We start from the raw sequence: 15,371 nt of genomic DNA on the forward strand, positions 1-15,371 counted from the left end.
ACGCCCGGCGCTCCCGTCACCCGAACAACTCGAGCTGCGCAATCGCCGGCTTCACCAAGGTTGCCCGCATATCGCCGCGATCGGCCAGCGCCGTCGGGCGCCAGTCCGACGCGATCACGAACGGCCGCAGTTTCTCGATGCCCCGCGTCAGCCGCCCCAGGTCGGCAAGGTCCATTCGCCGCTGCCGCCGCACCCGCAGCACCGCATTGACCGATTTCACCCCCAGCCCCGGCACCCGCAACAGCATCTCGCGCGGCGCCCGGTTGATATCGACCGGGAATTGCCCGCGATGCTTCAACGCCCATGCCGTCTTGGGATCAATATCCAGCGGCAGATGCCCGTCGTCGGTCGCCTCCTGCACCTCCGAAACGCGAAAGCCATAGAATCGCATCAGCCAGTCGGCCTGGTAAAGCCGATGCTCGCGCAACAGCGGCGGCGACACCAAGGGCAACACTGCGCTGGCGTCCGGAATCGGCGAAAACGCCGAATAATAGACCCGCCGCATCCCGAACCGGTCGTACAGCCCGCTCGCCGTCGCCACGATGGCGCTGTCATCGGCATTGTCGGCGCCGACAATCATCTGCGTCGATTGCCCCGCCGGCGCGAACTTCGGCGCCGACCGGTAATGCTTGCGCGCATCCTTGTTGTCGTCGATCGCCAGCTTCAACCCCGACATCGCCCCGCGTATCCGCCCGCCGTCCTTCTCGGGCGCCAGCCGCGTCAGCCCGGCCTCGGTCGGCAGCTCGATATTGATCGACAGCCGGTCGGCATAAAGCCCGGCCTCCTCGAGCAGCTCAGGCGCCGCATCGGGGATCGACTTCAAATGAATATACCCCCGAAAATCATGCTCGAGCCGCAGCGTCCGCGCCACGCGCACCAGCGCCTCCATCGTATAATCGGACGTCCCGATGATCCCCGACGACAGGAACAGCCCCTCGATATAATTGCGCTTGTAGAAGGCCAGCGTCAGCCGCACCACTTCATCGACGGTAAACCGCGCCCGCCGCACGTTCGACGACCGCCGGTTGATGCAATAATGGCAATCGAAGATACAGCTGTTGGTCAGCAATATCTTCAGCAGCGAAATGCACCGACCATCGGGCGCATAGCTGTGGCAGATGCCCATGCCCTCGGTCGATCCGATGCCCTTGCCGCCCACCGACGACCGTTTCGACGTCCCCGACGACGCGCACGACGCATCGTATTTCGCCGCATCGGCAAGAATGGCGAGCTTTTCGCGAGTGTCCAGATGCGCCATTCGTTCGGTATATGTTCCGAAAGCCGAACTGACAATGCGGCGTTTTAGCCGGGTTGATCATCCATGGCTGCCCCAGCGGCCGCACCGCCGCGCTGCTTGCCACCGGTCGCCTCCCCCCGCTACGACTTTGACGATACCGCAAGGGGACCACCGCCACATGAAATTACTCGCTGTCGCCTTGGCCCTCTGCCTCGCCGCCCCGGCTGCGGCCGACAACCTCAAGTCGATCATCGCCGATCATTGGGCGTGGAGCCTGTCGATCGATCCCGGCCTCGCCACCGAAGTCGGCGACCGCAGCGGCGACGGCAAGCTGCGCGACCCCAGCCTGGCGCAGGCCGACCGCAACGCCGTCACCGCGAAAACCTTCATCACCCGTTTGGACGCCATCGACCCCGCCGCGCTGACCCCCGCCGATCGCGTCAATCGCGGTGTCCTGCGCCAGATGCTCGCCGACGATGTCGCGGGCAACGCTTTCGGCCAGCGCGCCATGAACTTCACCACCTATTCCGGCTGGCACACCGGTTTCGCCGGCCTGCCCGACCGCGCCCGCTTCGAAAACCGCGCCGATTATGAATCCTACCTCGGCCGCCTCGCCGCCTATCCTGCCTTCAACGCCGCCCAGATCGCCGTCACCCGCACCGGCCTCGCCGCCGGTTATGCCCTGCCCTGCGCGCCCCTCATCGGCTTTGAAAAATCGATCTCCGCCCACATCACCGCCCGCCCCGAGGCCTCGGTATTCTGGACCCCCTTCGCCGGCCGCCAGCCCGGTTTCTACACGTCCGCCGAATGGACCGCCCTCCAGGCCCGCGCCCAGTCGCTGATCGCCACCGCCGTGGTCCCCGCCTACCGCGACTTCCTCGCCTTCTACACGACCGAATATTTCCCTAAATGCCGCACCACCACCGGCATCGGCGCCACCCCCGGCGGCCGCGAATATTACGCCTATGCCGCCCGCGCGATGACCACCACCGCGATGACCCCCGATCAGATCCACCGGCTCGGCCTGTCCGAAGTCGCGCGTATCGGCGCCGCCATGGACGCCGTTGCCGCCGGCGCCGGCTATCCCGACCGCAAGGCCTATGTCGCGCATCTGCGCAGCGACCCGAAATATTACGCCAGGACCCCGCAGGAGCTGCTCGAACGCTCGGCCTGGGTGACCAAGCAGATCGATGATTACCTGCCGAAAATCATCGGCAAGCTGCCGCGCCTGCCGTTCTCGGTGAAACCGATCCCCGCCGACCAGGCCGAGGGCACCACCACCGCCTTTTCCGAATGGGGCAGCACCGCCAACGGCCGCGCCGGCGTCTACCGCGTCAACACGACCCACCTCGACCAGCGGCCCTTTTACGAGATCCCCGCCTTGACCCTCCACGAGGCCGCCCCCGGTCACCAGACCCAGGGTTCGCTCCAACAGGAGCTCGACCTTCCGAATTTTCGCAAGTACCAGGCGACCTTCACCGCCTTTGTCGAAGGTTGGGCGCTCTATGCCGAAAGCCTCGGCGAAGCGATGGGCCTCTACGACACGCCCGAAAAGCAGATGGGCCGCTACAGCTATGAAATGTGGCGCGCCAACCGCCTCGTCGTCGATACCGGCATGCACGTGAAAGGCTGGAGCCGCGACCGGGCGATCGAATACATGCTGGCCAACACCGCGCTCAGCCGCCACAATATCGAAGCCGAGATCAACCGCTACATCACCTGGCCCGGCCAGGCCCTCGCCTACAAGATCGGCGAGCTGACCATCCAGCGCCTGCGCAAAAAGGCCATGGCCAGCCTCGGCGAACGCTTCGACGAACGCAGCTTCCACGATGCCATTCTCGAAAACGGCCCGGTCCCGCTGGACGTGCTCGAGCAACACATCGACGGCTGGATCGCCTCGCATAAAACCTGAATGGAACTTGTCGCCAGCCTACCTATTTAACAGGCAATATTGTCCCGGAGAAAAGCAATGGCATTGATCGGCAGCATGATTTCGGCACTCGCCGGCCGCACCCTGGCGCAGACCGTCGGCGGCGCCACCGCCGGGCCCGTAGGCGCCGTGATCGGTCTCGCCCTTCCGGTGGTCGCGCGCCGCCTCGGTCCGCTTGGCATGATCGGCATGGCCGCCGGTGCCTGGGCCATCTCGCGCGCCCTCAAGGACCGCGCCGACAAGGCCGCCTTCACCACCCCCCTGGCCCAGCGCTCACCCACCGTCACGCCGCCGCCCATTCCGATGGCCGTCGCCGACTACGGCCCCTGATCGTTCCTCCCTCCCCCCTGCGGGGAGGGCGACTCGGCCTCAGCCGAGCGGGGTGGGGGTTCCTCACTACCTCGAGAAACTCCCAACTCCCTTAGCCCTTGGCCTTCGCCACGCTGACCAGCGCCGGCCGCAACAGCCGGTCCTTGATCAAATACCCCGCCTGCAGCTCATCGACGATCGCCCCCGGCGCATGCGTCTCATGCTCGACTTCGATCATCGCCTGGTGCTTGTTCGGGTCGAGCTTCTGCCCCGCCGTCTCGACGCGGGTAATGCCATGACGCCCGAAGATCGCCGACAGCTCGCGCTCGGTCGCCTCGATCCCGGCCCGCACATTGTCGAACCCTTCGGCCGGCAACGCCGCCACCGCCCGCCGCAAATTATCGGCAACCGCCAGCAAATCGCGCGCAAAGCCGGTCATCGCGTACGCCGCCGTATCGGCCTTGTCGCGCTCCAGCCGGCGCCGCGTATTCTCGGTCTCCGCCGCCTGCCTGAGCAACCGGTCCTTCAGATCGGCAATCTCGGTATCGCGCGCCAGCAACTCCTCGGCGAAATTCACCTCCGGCGCTGCGTTCAAGGCGTCGTCCTGCTCCTGTTCGGGAGCGTCATTCATATCGTTCATGCTACCAACCTGCTGAGTGTTCGTGCGGTGTAATCCACCATGGGTATGACGCGTGCATAGTTCAACCGCGTCGGCCCGATAACCCCCACCACGCCGACGACGCGCCCCCCGGGTCCGCGATACGGTGCGGCAATCACGCTCGACCCCGAAAGCGAGAAAAGCTGCGACTCGGCACCGATGAAAATCTTCGTCGCATCCGCCCCCCGCGCCAGTTCGAGCAGCCGCACCAGCTCCTCCTTGTCCTCCAGATCATCGAGCAACAACCGCACCCGATCGAGATCCACCGAAGACTCCACCAGATTCGCCTGTCCGCGCACGATCAGCACCGGCCGCGCCGCGCCATCCGACGACCAGGCCGCCAACCCCGTCGCCACCGCCCCCGCCGTCATCACATCCAATGCCGCCCGATCCGCCGCCACCTCGGCCGACAGCCGGTCCGCCGCCGCTGCCAGCGTCAGCCCCGCCAGCCGCGCATTGATATAGTTCGCCGCCGCTTCCAGAGCCGTCGGCGGCAACCCCTCGGGCAAAATCACCAGCCGGTTTTCAACGCTGCCATCGACCCCGACCAGGATCGCCATCGCCCGCCCCGGCGACAGCGGCACGAAATTGATCTGCCGGATCAGCATCTCGGTCTTGGCGACGAGCACCAGCCCGGCGCACTGCGACAGCCCCGACAGCACCGCCGTCGTTCGCGCCAACGCATCCTCGATCGCCGCGCCGCCGCTCATCCCGCCATCGATCAGCGCCCGCTCGTCCTCCGAAGGCTCGCTCGCCTGCATCATGCCATCGACGAACATCCGCAGCCCCAATTGCGTCGGCAACCGCCCGGCAGACGTATGCGGCGCCGCCAGCAACCCCAGCTCCTCGAGGTCCTGCATGGTATTGCGGATAGACGCCGGCGACAGCCCGAGCGCACCCAGCTTCGACAGCGTCCGCGACCCCACCGGCGCGCCGGTCGACAGGTAGGAATCGACAATCTGCCGAAACACCTCGCGCGCGCGGTCGTTCAACTCGGCCACGGATGGAGACTGCATGAAATGAATGTAGCGAAGCGAGGCTTAACTTTCTACCCCTCTCCCCTTGCGGGAGAGGCGAGAGACACGCCACTTGGCGTGGCCCGGGTGAGGGGTTTCCCTCTGTCCAACACAGGCCACTCTCACCCCCAAGATTGCCCCCAACCCCCGAACCCGCTACCCACCCCCCCGAACTTCCAAAGGACCCGCCTCATGCGCCCCTCCGGCCGCGCCCCCGACCAGATGCGAACCATCGAGATGATCCCCGGCTTTTCGGCGCACGCCGAAGGCTCGTGCCTCGTCAAGTTCGGCCAGACCCATGTCCTCGTCACCGCCAGCGTCGAGGATCGCCTGCCGCCCTGGCTGCGCGGCAAGGGTTCGGGCTGGGTAACGGCCGAATACGGCATGCTGCCCCGCGCCACCCACACCCGCGGCAGCCGCGAAGCCGCCAAAGGCAAGCAATCCGGCCGCACCCAGGAAATCCAGCGCCTGATCGGGCGCTCCTTGCGCGCCGTCACCGACATGAAGCTGCTCGGCGAGCGCCAGATCACCCTCGACTGCGACGTCATTCAGGCCGATGGCGGCACCCGCACCGCCTCGATTTCGGGCGCCTGGGTCGCACTCCGCCTCGCCATCGACGGCATCATGGCCCAAGCCGCTGCCAAGGGTACCCCATTGGCCGGCGACCCCCTCTCCCAGCAGGTCGCCGCGATCAGCTGCGGCGTCCATAGCGGTCAACCGGTGCTCGACCTCGACTATATCGAAGACAGCGCCGCCGGCACCGACGCCAATTTCGTCCTAACCAGCACCGGCGGCATCGTCGAAGTCCAGGCCACGGCCGAAGGCGCCCCCTTCGACGAGGAAACCCTCCTCCGCCTGCTCCGCCTCGCCCGCATCGGCTGCAACGACGTCTTCGCTGCACAGTTGAAGGCCACCGGACGGTGACGCGCCGCCAGCTCCAGCCGGGCCGGTTGGTGCTGGCAACGCACAACCCCGGCAAGGTCATCGAACTCGCCGAACTCCTCGAACCCCACGGCCTCGAAATCGTCTCCGCCGGCGACCTCGGCCTGCCCGAACCCGAGGAGACCGGCACGACCTTCATCGCCAATGCCGAGCTGAAAGCCCTCGCCGCCGCCACCGCCTCCGGCCTCCCCGCACTTGCCGACGACTCCGGCCTCTGCGTCGACAGCCTCGGCGGCGCCCCCGGCCTCTATTCTGCGCGCTGGGCCGGCCCGACCAAGGACTTCAGCATCGCCATGCGCCGCGTCCGCGACGAGATGCCGGCGACCGCCCCCGACACCGTTCATTTTATCTGCGCCCTCACCCTCGCCTGGCCCGACGGCCACACCGAATCGGTCGAAGGCCGCGTCGACGGCCGCATCGCCTGGCCGCCGCGCGGCGCCAATGGCTTCGGCTACGACCCGATCTTCATGATGGACGGTCAATTCCGCACCTACGGCGAAATGCTCCGCGCCGAAAAAGAGTCCGACAACCACCGCGCAAGAGCCTTCGCCAAGCTCCTCACCCTCCTCCCATGACAACAAAAACCTTTTCCTCCCCCTCAAGGGGGGAGGCGAGAGACGCACCTCTCGGTGCGGCCCGGGTGGGGGTGTCTCCCCATGCAGAAAAAACCGACCCCTTGGCCCTCTACGTCCATTGGCCCTTCTGCGTCACAAAATGCCCCTATTGCGACTTCAACTCCCACGTCCGCGCCACAATCGACGACAACGCCTGGCGCAACGCCCTCCTGACCGACCTGGCCCATGAAGCCGCGCGCCTCCCCGGCCGCCGCCTCGCCAGCATCTTCTTCGGCGGCGGCACCCCCTCGCTGATGCCGCCGGCCACCGTCGCCGCCATAATCGAAGCCGCCATTACCCACTGGCCCCCCGAATCCGACATCGAGATCACCCTCGAAGCCAACCCCAGTTCGGTCGAATCCGCCCGCTTCGCCGGTTTCGCCGCCGCCGGCATCAACCGCCTCAGCCTCGGCCTCCAGGCGCTGAACGACGCCGATCTGAAAGCCCTTGGTCGCCCCCACGATCTCGCCCAGGGCCTCGCCGCGCTCGACATCGCCCAAGCCCATTTCGCCCGCGTCAGCTTCGACCTGATCTACGACCGCCCGGGCATGACCACCGCCTCGTGGCAGGCCGAACTCGCCCGCGCCGTCGGCTTCGGCACCAGCCACCTCTCGCTCTACCAGCTCACCATCGAGCCCGGCACGCGCTTCCACGCCCTCCACGCCAAGGGACAACTCTCGCTCCCCGACCCCGAAACCTCCGCCGACCTGTTCGACATGACACGCCAGATGACCGCTGCCGCACGCCTGTTCGCCTATGAAGTCTCGAACCACGCAAAGCCCGGCGCCGAAAGCCGGCACAATCTCGCCTACTGGACCTATGGCGATTACGCCGGCATCGGCCCCGGCGCCCACGGCCGCCGCATGGGCACCGCCACCGAGCGCCACAAAAAACCCGAAGCCTGGCTCGCCGCCGTCACCGCCACCGGCCACGGCATGACCGTCGAAGCGCCATTGGCCCCCGCCGACCGCGCCACCGAATTCCTCGTCATGGGCCTCCGCCTCGCCCAGGGCATCGACGCCCAGCGCTTCCTGTCCCGCACTGGCCTCGAACTGAGCTCGATCCTCCGCCCCGACCGCGTCGCCCGCATCGTCGCTCAGGGCCTGCTCGAACACGACGCGCAAGGTCTGCGCCTGACCCCTGCCGGCCAACCCTTCGTCGACGCCGTTCTCAAGGAAATCGCCCGCTAACTCCCTCCCCCCCTGCGGGGAGGGCGACTCGGCGCCAGCCGAGCGGGTGGGGGTTCCCGCACCTCCCGAAACTACCGCACAACCAACCCCAACTCCCCCAACAACAACGCCGCCTGCTCGCGCGAAATCGTCGCCCCGCGAAACGGTTTGGCATCCATCAACCGCAACCCGCCCAGATCAGCCCCGCGCAAATCCGCCCCCTCGAACCGCGAATCGGTCAAATTCGCCTCGCGCAGGCTGCACCCCTCGAAAACCACCACCCGGAAATCGCACTTCCGTAAATCCGCCTGCCCCAAATCGACCCGCCGCAGCACCATCTTGTGAAAAGAAAACGACGGCATTCGCGCATTGATCAACAGCGTCTCCTCAAAGGCGATATTGAACTGCCGCGCCTCCGAAAAATCGACACCCGTCAGCTTGCAGCCCGTGAACGACGCGGAAACCAGCCCCGAGCGCCAGAACGAGGCATTGTTGAAATCGCACGACACGAACACCGCGTCGGCGAGGTCGGCCGCACCAAAATCGCTCGCCGCGCCCCGGCACGACGTGAAGCTGGCGCCCTCCAGCCTAGCACCGGAAAATTTCGCCGTTCGCAGGTCGCAGCGCTCGAATGCCCAGCCGGCAAGGTCGAGCCGCGACAGGTCGGCGCCTTCAAGGCTGCAGTCGCGCAGGGTTACAGGCTGACCGGCCGGCTTGGCGATATCCGCGCGGGACAGGGTCTGGCCTTCAAGGTTCACCGTTAGTCCCTACAGAAGGCAGCAAGGGGCATGGGCAAAGCCCATGCTGACGTCAGACGGGCTCGGCGCGCTTCGCTCGCGCCGCCCCGCTGGCCGGTCTTGCGCCTGTCGGCGCGTAGCGATTGCTACGCGCGCGCGGCGCTACGACCCAAAGCTCCGCGGCGCCGGCGAGACCGTCGTAATCACCCCGTTCCCGATCTGCTGCACCTCGAGCCCCCGCTCGGCAATCCCGCCCGGCGTAAACCGAAACGCCCCATCGATCCCGGCAAACCCCTCGCGCGCCGTCAGCAACGCCCGCGGAAACGGCGTTCCCAGTGCCCAATTCCCCGCGATCGAGTTCACCAGCAACACCGAATCATACCCGAAACTCGCCAGCCGCGACGGCGTGCTGCCGTATTTGGCACGGTAACGCTGCGTCAGCTTCACGAACCGATCGTCCGGCACCGCCGAAAACAGCGCCCCGCGCAGCGCCGCCGCCCGCGCAATCCCCGGCTCGTTGTTCCACAATTCGGTGCCCACCAGGATGACGCTGCCCGGCGGCGCCCCGAACTTCGCCAGCGCCGGGATGAACTGCCCCGCCACGCTCCCCGAATCGGCGATCAGCAACGCCTGGAACGGCAATGGCGCCGCCGTCGCCTTCACCTGCGCGACGCTGCCGTCCGGCCGGATCGTCGCCGTCGTCTTGCCCTTGGTGCGCGCATCATACGCCGTCACCGCGCGCGCCGCCGCGATCATCTTGGCCGGGTCGCGCGCATAGCTCGCCACCGCGGTCGATCGCCCGCCCGCCGCGTCCACCGCCCGCACGAACGCCGTCTGCGCCCGCTGGCCATAAACCCCCGCCGGCACCAGCGCCGCAAATCGCTGGATGCCGCGCGACCCGGCATAGGCAATCGTCCGCGCGATCGACTGGCTCGGCTGGAACCCGAGCACGAACACATCGCCGCCCGCCAGGCTCGAATCATTCGAAAAACTGATGACCGGCACGCCGCGCGCCTGCGTCACTGCTGCCACGGCCCGCACATCGCCGGCCAGCAACGGCCCCAGCACCAGCGTCGCGCCCTCCGCCAACGCGCGCCCTGCTGCCGCCGCCGCACCCGGCGTCGTGTCATACACCCGCAAATTCACCCTCTGGTCGCCCACATCGAGCAACGCCATGTTCGCCGCATTGGCGATCGACTGCCCGACCGGCGCGTTGGCACCCGTCAACGGCACCAGCAGCGCCACGCGGTTCTGCTGCGCCTCGGGCAACGGCGTCGGCGCCGTCGTCGCCGGGCCGGTTGCCGCCGGCGGCGGTCCCAGCACCGCCGGCCGCTGCGGCGTCGCGCACGCCGCGACGAACAATGTCGCGCCGATAACCGGCGCCGCTTGCCAGCCGCGGTGCCGACGCTTCAGGATAGGCATATGCAACATAATAACCCCGGACAACCAACACTGCCGGACATGCCGCCGGCTCTCGAACCCGGCCTTTACATCGTCGCGACCCCGATCGGCAATCTCGGAGACCTGTCCCCCCGCGCCGCTGCAATTCTTGCCGGCGTCGCCCTCATCGCCGCCGAGGACAGCCGCGTCACTGCAAAGCTCCTCCGCCACATCGGCGCGCGCGTCCCCATGCAATCCTACCATGACCACAGCGCCGAGGGCCTGCGCCCCGCGCTCGTCGCCCGCGCCCTCGCCGAACCCATCGCGCTGGTCTCCGATGCCGGCACGCCCCTCATCTCCGACCCCGGCTACAAGCTCGTCCGCGACGCCCGCGCCGCCGGCGTCAACATCGTCACCATCCCCGGCCCCTGCGCCGCCGTTGCCGCCCTCACCCTTGCCGGCCTGCCCACCGACCGCTTCCTGTTCGCCGGTTTTCTCCCGTCCAAACAAGGCGCCCGTGCCACCGCGATCGCCGAGCTCGCGCCCATCCGCGCTACGTTGGTGCTCTACGAATCGGGCCCACGCCTCGCCGCCTGCCTCGCCGCCCTCTACGCCGGCCTCGGCGACCGCCAGGCCGCCATCGCCCGCGAGATCAGCAAGCGATTCGAAGAAACCGTCACCGGCAGCCTGTCCGAACTCGCCGCCCGCTACGAAAATGCCGCGCCGCGCGGTGAAATCGTCATCACCATCGCCCCGCCCGGCGAGCCCCCCCCCGCCGATGCCGACACCCTCGATTCGGCACTCACCGCCGCGCTCGCCGCCGCCACGCTCAAATCCGCCGTTGCGCACGTCAGCGCCGCCCTCGGCCTGCCCCGCGCCGCCGTCTATGCCCGTGCCCTCGAGTTGAAGGCAGGCAGTGGCAAAAACTGACCTCAAGACTCGCCGCCGCAATGACCGAAAAGGCCGCCGCGCCGAACTGATCGCTGCGCTTTTCCTCCAGCTCAAGGGTTATCGCATCCTCGCTCGCCGCGTCCGCACCCGCGTCGGCGAAATCGACCTGGTGGCGCGCCGCGGCAACACTCTGGTCTTTGTCGAGGTCAAGGCACGCGCCACCCTCGACAGCGCCGTATTTGCATTGCATCCTGCGGCCCGCCAGCGGGTTGAAGCTGCGTCGCGCGTGCTTGCCCCGCATTATGCCGGGTCGTGCACCACGACGCGGATCGATGCGGTGCTGGTGCGACCCTGGGCTCTTCCGGTGCACATGATCGCTGTATGGCGGGAGCAATGACGATGGAGTTGAACGAGCTTGGCCTGCTTGACGATGGCGACATCGATCTTGTCGAGGCCGGAATCACCCTCGCCCGCGCCGACCGGCCGCAGGCCGATCCCGCACGCCTGCGCCGCCTGGTCTCGGGCTGGGCCGTCTCGCTCCAGCGCGACACCGCGCCAATTTCGGGCAGCGGCCGCGCCCGCCGCCTGTCCGGACTGATCGCCAGCGAAGCCGGGTTTACCGGCGCCATCGACGACTACGACAACCCGCTCAACGCCGATCTTATCGCCATCACCGAGCGCGGCCGCGGGCTCCCTGTCGCCCTTTCCATCCTCTATGTCGCCCTCGCCCGCCGCGTCGGCTGGCGCGCCGACGCCCTCAACTTGCCCGGCCATGTCATCGTCGAAGTCCGCGGCGGCGTCGATTCGGCTCTCATCGACCCCTTCGACCATGGCAGCAGCATCACCCACGAACGGGCCCATGAAATCGCCCGCCACGGCGGCGGCGACAATGTCGATGCCCGCTTCGGACCGATGTCGAACCGGCAACTATTGGTCCGCCTGATCACCAACCAGGCCAGCCGCGCCCGCAGCGCCGGCGACACCGTGCGCGCCCTGGCACTTTATGAACGCATGACCACCATCGCCCCGCGCCTGTCCAGCCTGTGGTGGGAACGCGCCCGCCTCGAACAGCTGCTCGGCCACAACAATGCCGCGCGCGGCAGCCTGACCGCGATGCTCGAGACCACCCACGACACCGCCATGGCCCGCCGCATCCAGGCCGCCCTCGCCGCCCTCGCCCGCTCCGACAGCTAGATATTGATTGTCATCCCGGGCTTGACCCGGGACCCAGTTTCTTCTTTCGCTCGCCCCCAAGCGCAGGGTATCGCTTCCAGCGCGCAGCGAACCCCAGAAAGCATCCCATGTCCCTCCGCGTCGCCGTCCAGATGGACCCGATCGAAACCGTCAAGATCGGCGGCGATTCGACCTTCGCGCTGATGCTCGAGGCACAAAAACGCGGCCACACCCTGTCACACTACGCCGCCACCGCGCTCTCCGCCGAACAAGGCCGCGTCCGCGCCCGCGCCCGGCGCCTGACGGTCAAGCCCGAACTCGGCGCGCATTATGAATGGGCCGGCGACCCCGCCACCATCGATCTCGGCCACGACAGCGACGTCGTCCTGATGCGCCAGGACCCGCCCTTCGACATGGGCTATATCACCGCCACCCACCTGCTCGAAATGGTCGCCGGCGAGACCCTCGTCGTCAACGACCCCGCCGAAGTCCGCAACGCCCCCGAAAAACTCTTCGTGCTGCGTTACCCCGACCTGATGCCGCCGACCCTCGTCACCCGCTCACTCGACGAAGCTATGGCCTTTCGCGCCGTCCACGGTGCCGTCGTGGTGAAACCGCTCTACGGCAACGCCGGCGCCGCGGTCTTTCTCATCGACAAGACCGACGGCAACCTCCCCGCCCTCGTCGAACTCTTCGGCAGCGTCTGGCGCGAACCCTTCATGGTCCAGGCCTTCCTCCCGCAAGTCAGCGAAGGCGACAAGCGCATCGTCCTCGTCGACGGCATCGCCACCGGCGCCATCAACCGCCTGCCCAAATCGGGCGAAATCCGCTCCAACCTCGCCGCCGGCGGCGAAGCCAAACCCACCGACCTGACGCCCCGCGAAGTCGAGATCTGCGCCCGCATCGGCCCCGATCTTAAATCGCGCGGGCTCATCTTCGTCGGCATCGACGTCATCGCCGGCTATCTGACCGAGATCAACGTCACCTCGCCGACCGGCATCCTTGCCATCGACCGCTTCAACGGCACCGACACCCCCGCCCTCATCTGGAACGCCATCGAAACCCGCGTCGCCGCCCGAAACTAGAAAAGCCATCGTCATGCTGAACTCGTTTCAGCATCCGCCGCACCACGAGACGAAATCACCCCGCAAAAAGTTCAAACAATGTCATCCCGGGCTCAAAACCTAGTTTCTCTATCCAGCCGACGACCAAAGCGCGGCAAACTTCAGCTACCGCGCAGCGTCCCCATCGACCGGCGCCAGCTTCTCCCACTCCCCGAGCGAACACCCGCCATAGGAAATATTCTCCCGCGGCAGGAAAACCACTGCAATATCCCCCCGGCACAAACGGCTGCTCTGCAACTGCGTCGTGATCGCCCGCCGCGGCGCAAAGGCCGGGCAACTGGCGCTGTTCCGCCACCAGTCCTTGCCGACCCGAACCTCATAGAACCCGTCCTCGGTCATCCGGCTCGCCTTGATGACGCGCAAGTCCATGCAGATTCGCTCGCCGGTCTCGCCCACCTCATCGGCCGGCTGCACAGCGGCCATCGCCGGCACCGCGCCAAGCAACATCAGGGCAACAAGGGCACGCATCACCAGATCTCCATTCGCTTGCGCATCATATCATAGCGCCGGTCGCCCTGCACAATGACCGCCCGTTACAAATAGCCGCCTAGCCCCTGAAGCTGTCCTTCGCCGCCCGCCGCTCCGCCAGTTCGGCAACGCTCCCGGCACGGACAAACGGATTGGTCGCACGTTCCTCGCCGATGCTGAACGGCACCGTCGGCAGGCCCCGCGCCCGCCGCGCATCGACGTCTGCCATCCGCGCCGCAAGCGCTACATTGTCCGGCTCGACCGTCACCGCAAACCGCGCATTGCCCTGCGTATATTCATGCGCGCAATAGACCATCGTCGCGTCGGGGAGCGCCATGAGCTTGCTTAGCGCCGCATGCATTTGCGCCGGCGTCCCCTCGAACAACCGCCCGCAACCCATCGCGAACAGCGTATCGCCCGGAAACAGCACGCCGTCATCGTCGAACGAATAGGCGATATGCCCGGCGGTATGCGCCCCGACGTCGAACACCCGCGCCATCGCCCCGCCGACCGAGACCGTGTCGCCCTCCGCCACCGCCCGCTCGATATGCGGGATTTTCGCCGCCTCGTCCTTCGGCCCGGTCACCTTCGCCCCCGTCGCCGCAACGATCGCCGCATTACCCCCGACATGGTCCGGATGCCAATGCGTGTTCAATATCTGCGTGATCATCCACCCCCGCGCCGCCGCCGCCGCCAGCACCGGCTCGGCCACCGCCGGGTCGATCACCGCGGTCTCGTCGCCCGAATGCACCAGATAAACATAATTATCGCTCAGCACCGCGACCTGGACGACCTCGATCGCCATCACCAGCTACCCGTGTTGGCCATCGACGCCCAGGGCTCGGCCGGCTGCAACCGCGGCCCCGCCTGCAACAGCTCCACCGAGATCCCGTCGGGCGACTTCACGAACGCCATATGCCCGTCGCGCGGCGGCCGATTGATCGTCACCCCGCCCTCCATCAGCCGCTGGCACGACGCATAAATGTCGTCGACGGCATAGGCCAGATGCCCGAAATTGCGCCCGCCGCCATAGCCGCTCTCGTCCCAATTGTGCGTCAACTCGACCTGCGCGTCCTCGTCCCCCGGTGCGGCGAGGAAAATGAGACTGAACCGCCCGGCCTCATTGTCGATCCGCCGGACTTCACTCAGCCCGAGCAGCTCGAAAAATCCCAGGGTCGCCGGCACATCGGAGACCCGGATCATCGTGTGCAGATATTTCATCGCTAACTCCTCAAACTGCGGCCCTCGTAACGCTCGAACCGCGCAATCACATCATCGGGCAACGGCGCCGGCCGCCCGCGCACCTCGGCGACATGGACATGGACCTCCTCGCCCGTGGCCCGCAAATCCTCGCCGCCTTCGCCGTTCGCATCGCCGTGCAGTTCGAACTCGACCGTCATCGACGTCGTCCCGATCCGCCGGCACCGCACGCAAATGGCGACCATCTCGTCCAATGCAATGGCCTTTTTATACTCGACCAGCGCCCGCGCCACATGGAATTCCGGCCCGCCGCCGATCCCCATTGTGTCGTACATCCCCGCCGCCCGCCAATATTCGACCAGTCCGATATCGAAATACTCGAGATAGCGCGCATTGAACACCACCGCCTGCGCGTCGATCTCGGCAAAGCGCACCCGCTTGGGAAAGGAAAATCGGAAATCGGCACGCGCCATTGCACCCTCGCAAACGGTTGTTCAGACTGTCGTCATCGACGCCGGCACAG

At 67.0% G+C, this 15,371-nt stretch carries 18 protein-coding genes; 9 read left to right on the forward strand and 9 right to left on the reverse strand.

Going from position 1 to position 15,371, the window contains the following annotated elements; translation table 11 throughout:
* Nucleotides 1-16: 16 nt before the first annotated feature.
* Nucleotides 17-1,258, reverse strand: a complete 1,242-nt coding sequence (locus IEW98_RS06690) for a putative DNA modification/repair radical SAM protein (RefSeq protein ID WP_188762169.1) — start codon at nt 1,256-1,258, stop codon at nt 17-19.
* A gap of 157 nt (nt 1,259-1,415) precedes the next feature.
* Between IEW98_RS06690 and IEW98_RS06695 the strand changes: the two genes are divergently transcribed.
* Both IEW98_RS06695 and IEW98_RS06700 read left to right on the forward strand, forming a co-directional pair.
* Entirely contained in the window at nt 1,416-3,149 is a 1,734-nt protein-coding gene (locus IEW98_RS06695; RefSeq protein WP_188762170.1) for a DUF885 domain-containing protein, read from the forward strand.
* A gap of 57 nt (nt 3,150-3,206) precedes the next feature.
* On the forward strand, nt 3,207-3,497 hold the full coding sequence (locus tag IEW98_RS06700; protein WP_188762171.1) for a hypothetical protein: 291 nt from the start codon (nt 3,207-3,209) through the stop codon (nt 3,495-3,497).
* Nucleotides 3,498-3,588: 91 nt separating this feature from the next.
* Here the strand turns inward: IEW98_RS06700 and IEW98_RS06705 are convergent, their stop codons facing one another.
* Together IEW98_RS06705 and hrcA are read right to left on the reverse strand one after the other, a co-directional pair.
* Nucleotides 3,589-4,116, reverse strand: a complete 528-nt coding sequence (locus IEW98_RS06705; protein WP_188762172.1) for a nucleotide exchange factor GrpE — start codon at nt 4,114-4,116, stop codon at nt 3,589-3,591.
* Nucleotides 4,113-5,150: a heat-inducible transcriptional repressor HrcA gene (gene hrcA, locus IEW98_RS06710; protein WP_188762173.1), complete on the reverse strand. Its 1,038-nt coding sequence runs from the start codon at nt 5,148-5,150 to the stop codon at nt 4,113-4,115. Before hrcA ends, IEW98_RS06705 begins: the two co-directional genes overlap by 4 nt.
* Before the next feature lie 192 nt (nt 5,151-5,342).
* Here hrcA and rph point away from each other — a divergent pair, with 192 nt between their 5' ends.
* From rph to hemW, 3 genes are all read left to right on the forward strand, one after another.
* On the forward strand, nt 5,343-6,074 hold the full coding sequence (rph, locus tag IEW98_RS06715; RefSeq protein WP_188762174.1) for a ribonuclease PH: 732 nt from the start codon (nt 5,343-5,345) through the stop codon (nt 6,072-6,074).
* The gene (rdgB, locus tag IEW98_RS06720) at nt 6,071-6,667 is read left to right on the forward strand and encodes an RdgB/HAM1 family non-canonical purine NTP pyrophosphatase (RefSeq protein ID WP_188762175.1); all 597 of its coding nucleotides are present in this window, start codon (nt 6,071-6,073) and stop codon (nt 6,665-6,667) included. The genes rph and rdgB overlap by 4 nt, the downstream gene beginning before the upstream one ends.
* 101 nt (nt 6,668-6,768) lie before the next feature.
* Nucleotides 6,769-7,896, forward strand: a complete 1,128-nt coding sequence (hemW, locus tag IEW98_RS06725) for a radical SAM family heme chaperone HemW (RefSeq protein WP_371870759.1) — start codon at nt 6,769-6,771, stop codon at nt 7,894-7,896.
* 71 nt (nt 7,897-7,967) lie between these two features.
* Here hemW and IEW98_RS06730 read toward each other — a convergent pair whose 3' ends face one another.
* Nucleotides 7,968-8,633, reverse strand: coding sequence for a pentapeptide repeat-containing protein (locus IEW98_RS06730; RefSeq protein WP_188762177.1), 666 nt, complete (start codon nt 8,631-8,633; stop codon nt 7,968-7,970).
* Between the two features lie 141 nt (nt 8,634-8,774).
* Nucleotides 8,775-10,043: a penicillin-binding protein activator gene (locus tag IEW98_RS06735; RefSeq protein WP_243450602.1), complete on the reverse strand. Its 1,269-nt coding sequence runs from the start codon at nt 10,041-10,043 to the stop codon at nt 8,775-8,777.
* A gap of 30 nt (nt 10,044-10,073) precedes the next feature.
* Here IEW98_RS06735 and rsmI point away from each other — a divergent pair, with 30 nt between their 5' ends.
* The 4 genes from rsmI (at nt 10,074) to gshB (ending at nt 13,141) form a co-directional block, all read left to right on the forward strand.
* Nucleotides 10,074-10,922 carry a 16S rRNA (cytidine(1402)-2'-O)-methyltransferase gene (gene rsmI / locus IEW98_RS06740; RefSeq protein ID WP_188762419.1) on the forward strand — a complete coding sequence of 283 codons (849 nt, stop codon included), beginning with the start codon at nt 10,074-10,076 and terminating at the stop codon, nt 10,920-10,922.
* Entirely contained in the window at nt 10,909-11,280 is a 372-nt protein-coding gene (locus tag IEW98_RS06745; RefSeq protein ID WP_188762178.1) for a YraN family protein, read from the forward strand. The genes rsmI and IEW98_RS06745 overlap by 14 nt, the downstream gene beginning before the upstream one ends.
* The gene (locus IEW98_RS06750; protein WP_188762179.1) at nt 11,277-12,077 is read left to right on the forward strand and encodes a transglutaminase family protein; all 801 of its coding nucleotides are present in this window, start codon (nt 11,277-11,279) and stop codon (nt 12,075-12,077) included. The genes IEW98_RS06745 and IEW98_RS06750 overlap by 4 nt, the downstream gene beginning before the upstream one ends.
* Nucleotides 12,078-12,184: 107 nt before the next feature.
* Nucleotides 12,185-13,141, forward strand: a complete 957-nt coding sequence (gene gshB, locus IEW98_RS06755; RefSeq protein ID WP_188762180.1) for a glutathione synthase — start codon at nt 12,185-12,187, stop codon at nt 13,139-13,141.
* Between the two features lie 144 nt (nt 13,142-13,285).
* Here the strand turns inward: gshB and IEW98_RS06760 are convergent, their stop codons facing one another.
* The 4 genes from IEW98_RS06760 to IEW98_RS06775 all read right to left on the reverse strand — a co-directional run bounded on the left by IEW98_RS06760 (nt 13,286) and on the right by IEW98_RS06775 (nt 15,321).
* Complete coding sequence (locus IEW98_RS06760; protein WP_188762181.1) at nt 13,286-13,651, reverse strand: hypothetical protein; 366 nt, start codon at nt 13,649-13,651, stop codon at nt 13,286-13,288.
* A 76-nt stretch (nt 13,652-13,727) separates the two neighbouring features.
* A complete protein-coding gene (gene gloB, locus IEW98_RS06765; protein WP_188762420.1) occupies nt 13,728-14,453 on the reverse strand; it encodes a hydroxyacylglutathione hydrolase in 726 nt (241 codons plus the stop codon).
* Entirely contained in the window at nt 14,453-14,869 is a 417-nt protein-coding gene (locus tag IEW98_RS06770; protein ID WP_188762182.1) for a VOC family protein, read from the reverse strand. Before IEW98_RS06770 ends, gloB begins: the two co-directional genes overlap by 1 nt.
* A 2-nt stretch (nt 14,870-14,871) precedes the next feature.
* Nucleotides 14,872-15,321, reverse strand: a complete 450-nt coding sequence (locus IEW98_RS06775) for an acyl-CoA thioesterase (RefSeq protein WP_188762183.1) — start codon at nt 15,319-15,321, stop codon at nt 14,872-14,874.
* Nucleotides 15,322-15,371: the final 50 nt, after the last annotated feature.

This window comes from Sandarakinorhabdus glacialis, from assembly GCF_014643455.1.
Taxonomy (GTDB): Bacteria; Pseudomonadota; Alphaproteobacteria; order Sphingomonadales; family Sphingomonadaceae; genus Sandarakinorhabdus; species Sandarakinorhabdus glacialis.

What these genes read in the sequence shown, in the direction of transcription:
- IEW98_RS06690 (WP_188762169.1), bottom strand. Translation starts at nt 1,258, where the DNA reads ATGGCGCATCTGGACACTCGCGAAAAGCTCGCCATTCTTGCCGATGCG.
- IEW98_RS06695 (WP_188762170.1), top strand. Translation starts at nt 1,416, where the DNA reads ATGAAATTACTCGCTGTCGCCTTGGCCCTCTGCCTCGCCGCCCCGGCT.
- IEW98_RS06700 (WP_188762171.1), top strand. Translation starts at nt 3,207, where the DNA reads ATGGCATTGATCGGCAGCATGATTTCGGCACTCGCCGGCCGCACCCTG.
- IEW98_RS06705 (WP_188762172.1), bottom strand. Translation starts at nt 4,116, where the DNA reads ATGAACGATATGAATGACGCTCCCGAACAGGAGCAGGACGACGCCTTG.
- hrcA (WP_188762173.1), bottom strand. Translation starts at nt 5,150, where the DNA reads ATGCAGTCTCCATCCGTGGCCGAGTTGAACGACCGCGCGCGCGAGGTG.
- rph (WP_188762174.1), top strand. Translation starts at nt 5,343, where the DNA reads ATGCGCCCCTCCGGCCGCGCCCCCGACCAGATGCGAACCATCGAGATG.
- IEW98_RS06735 (WP_243450602.1), bottom strand. Translation starts at nt 10,043, where the DNA reads ATGTTGCATATGCCTATCCTGAAGCGTCGGCACCGCGGCTGGCAAGCG.
- rsmI (WP_188762419.1), top strand. Translation starts at nt 10,074, where the DNA reads ATGCCGCCGGCTCTCGAACCCGGCCTTTACATCGTCGCGACCCCGATC.
- IEW98_RS06750 (WP_188762179.1), top strand. Translation starts at nt 11,277, where the DNA reads ATGACGATGGAGTTGAACGAGCTTGGCCTGCTTGACGATGGCGACATC.
- gshB (WP_188762180.1), top strand. Translation starts at nt 12,185, where the DNA reads ATGTCCCTCCGCGTCGCCGTCCAGATGGACCCGATCGAAACCGTCAAG.
- gloB (WP_188762420.1), bottom strand. Translation starts at nt 14,453, where the DNA reads ATGGCGATCGAGGTCGTCCAGGTCGCGGTGCTGAGCGATAATTATGTT.
- IEW98_RS06770 (WP_188762182.1), bottom strand. Translation starts at nt 14,869, where the DNA reads ATGAAATATCTGCACACGATGATCCGGGTCTCCGATGTGCCGGCGACC.
- IEW98_RS06775 (WP_188762183.1), bottom strand. Translation starts at nt 15,321, where the DNA reads ATGGCGCGTGCCGATTTCCGATTTTCCTTTCCCAAGCGGGTGCGCTTT.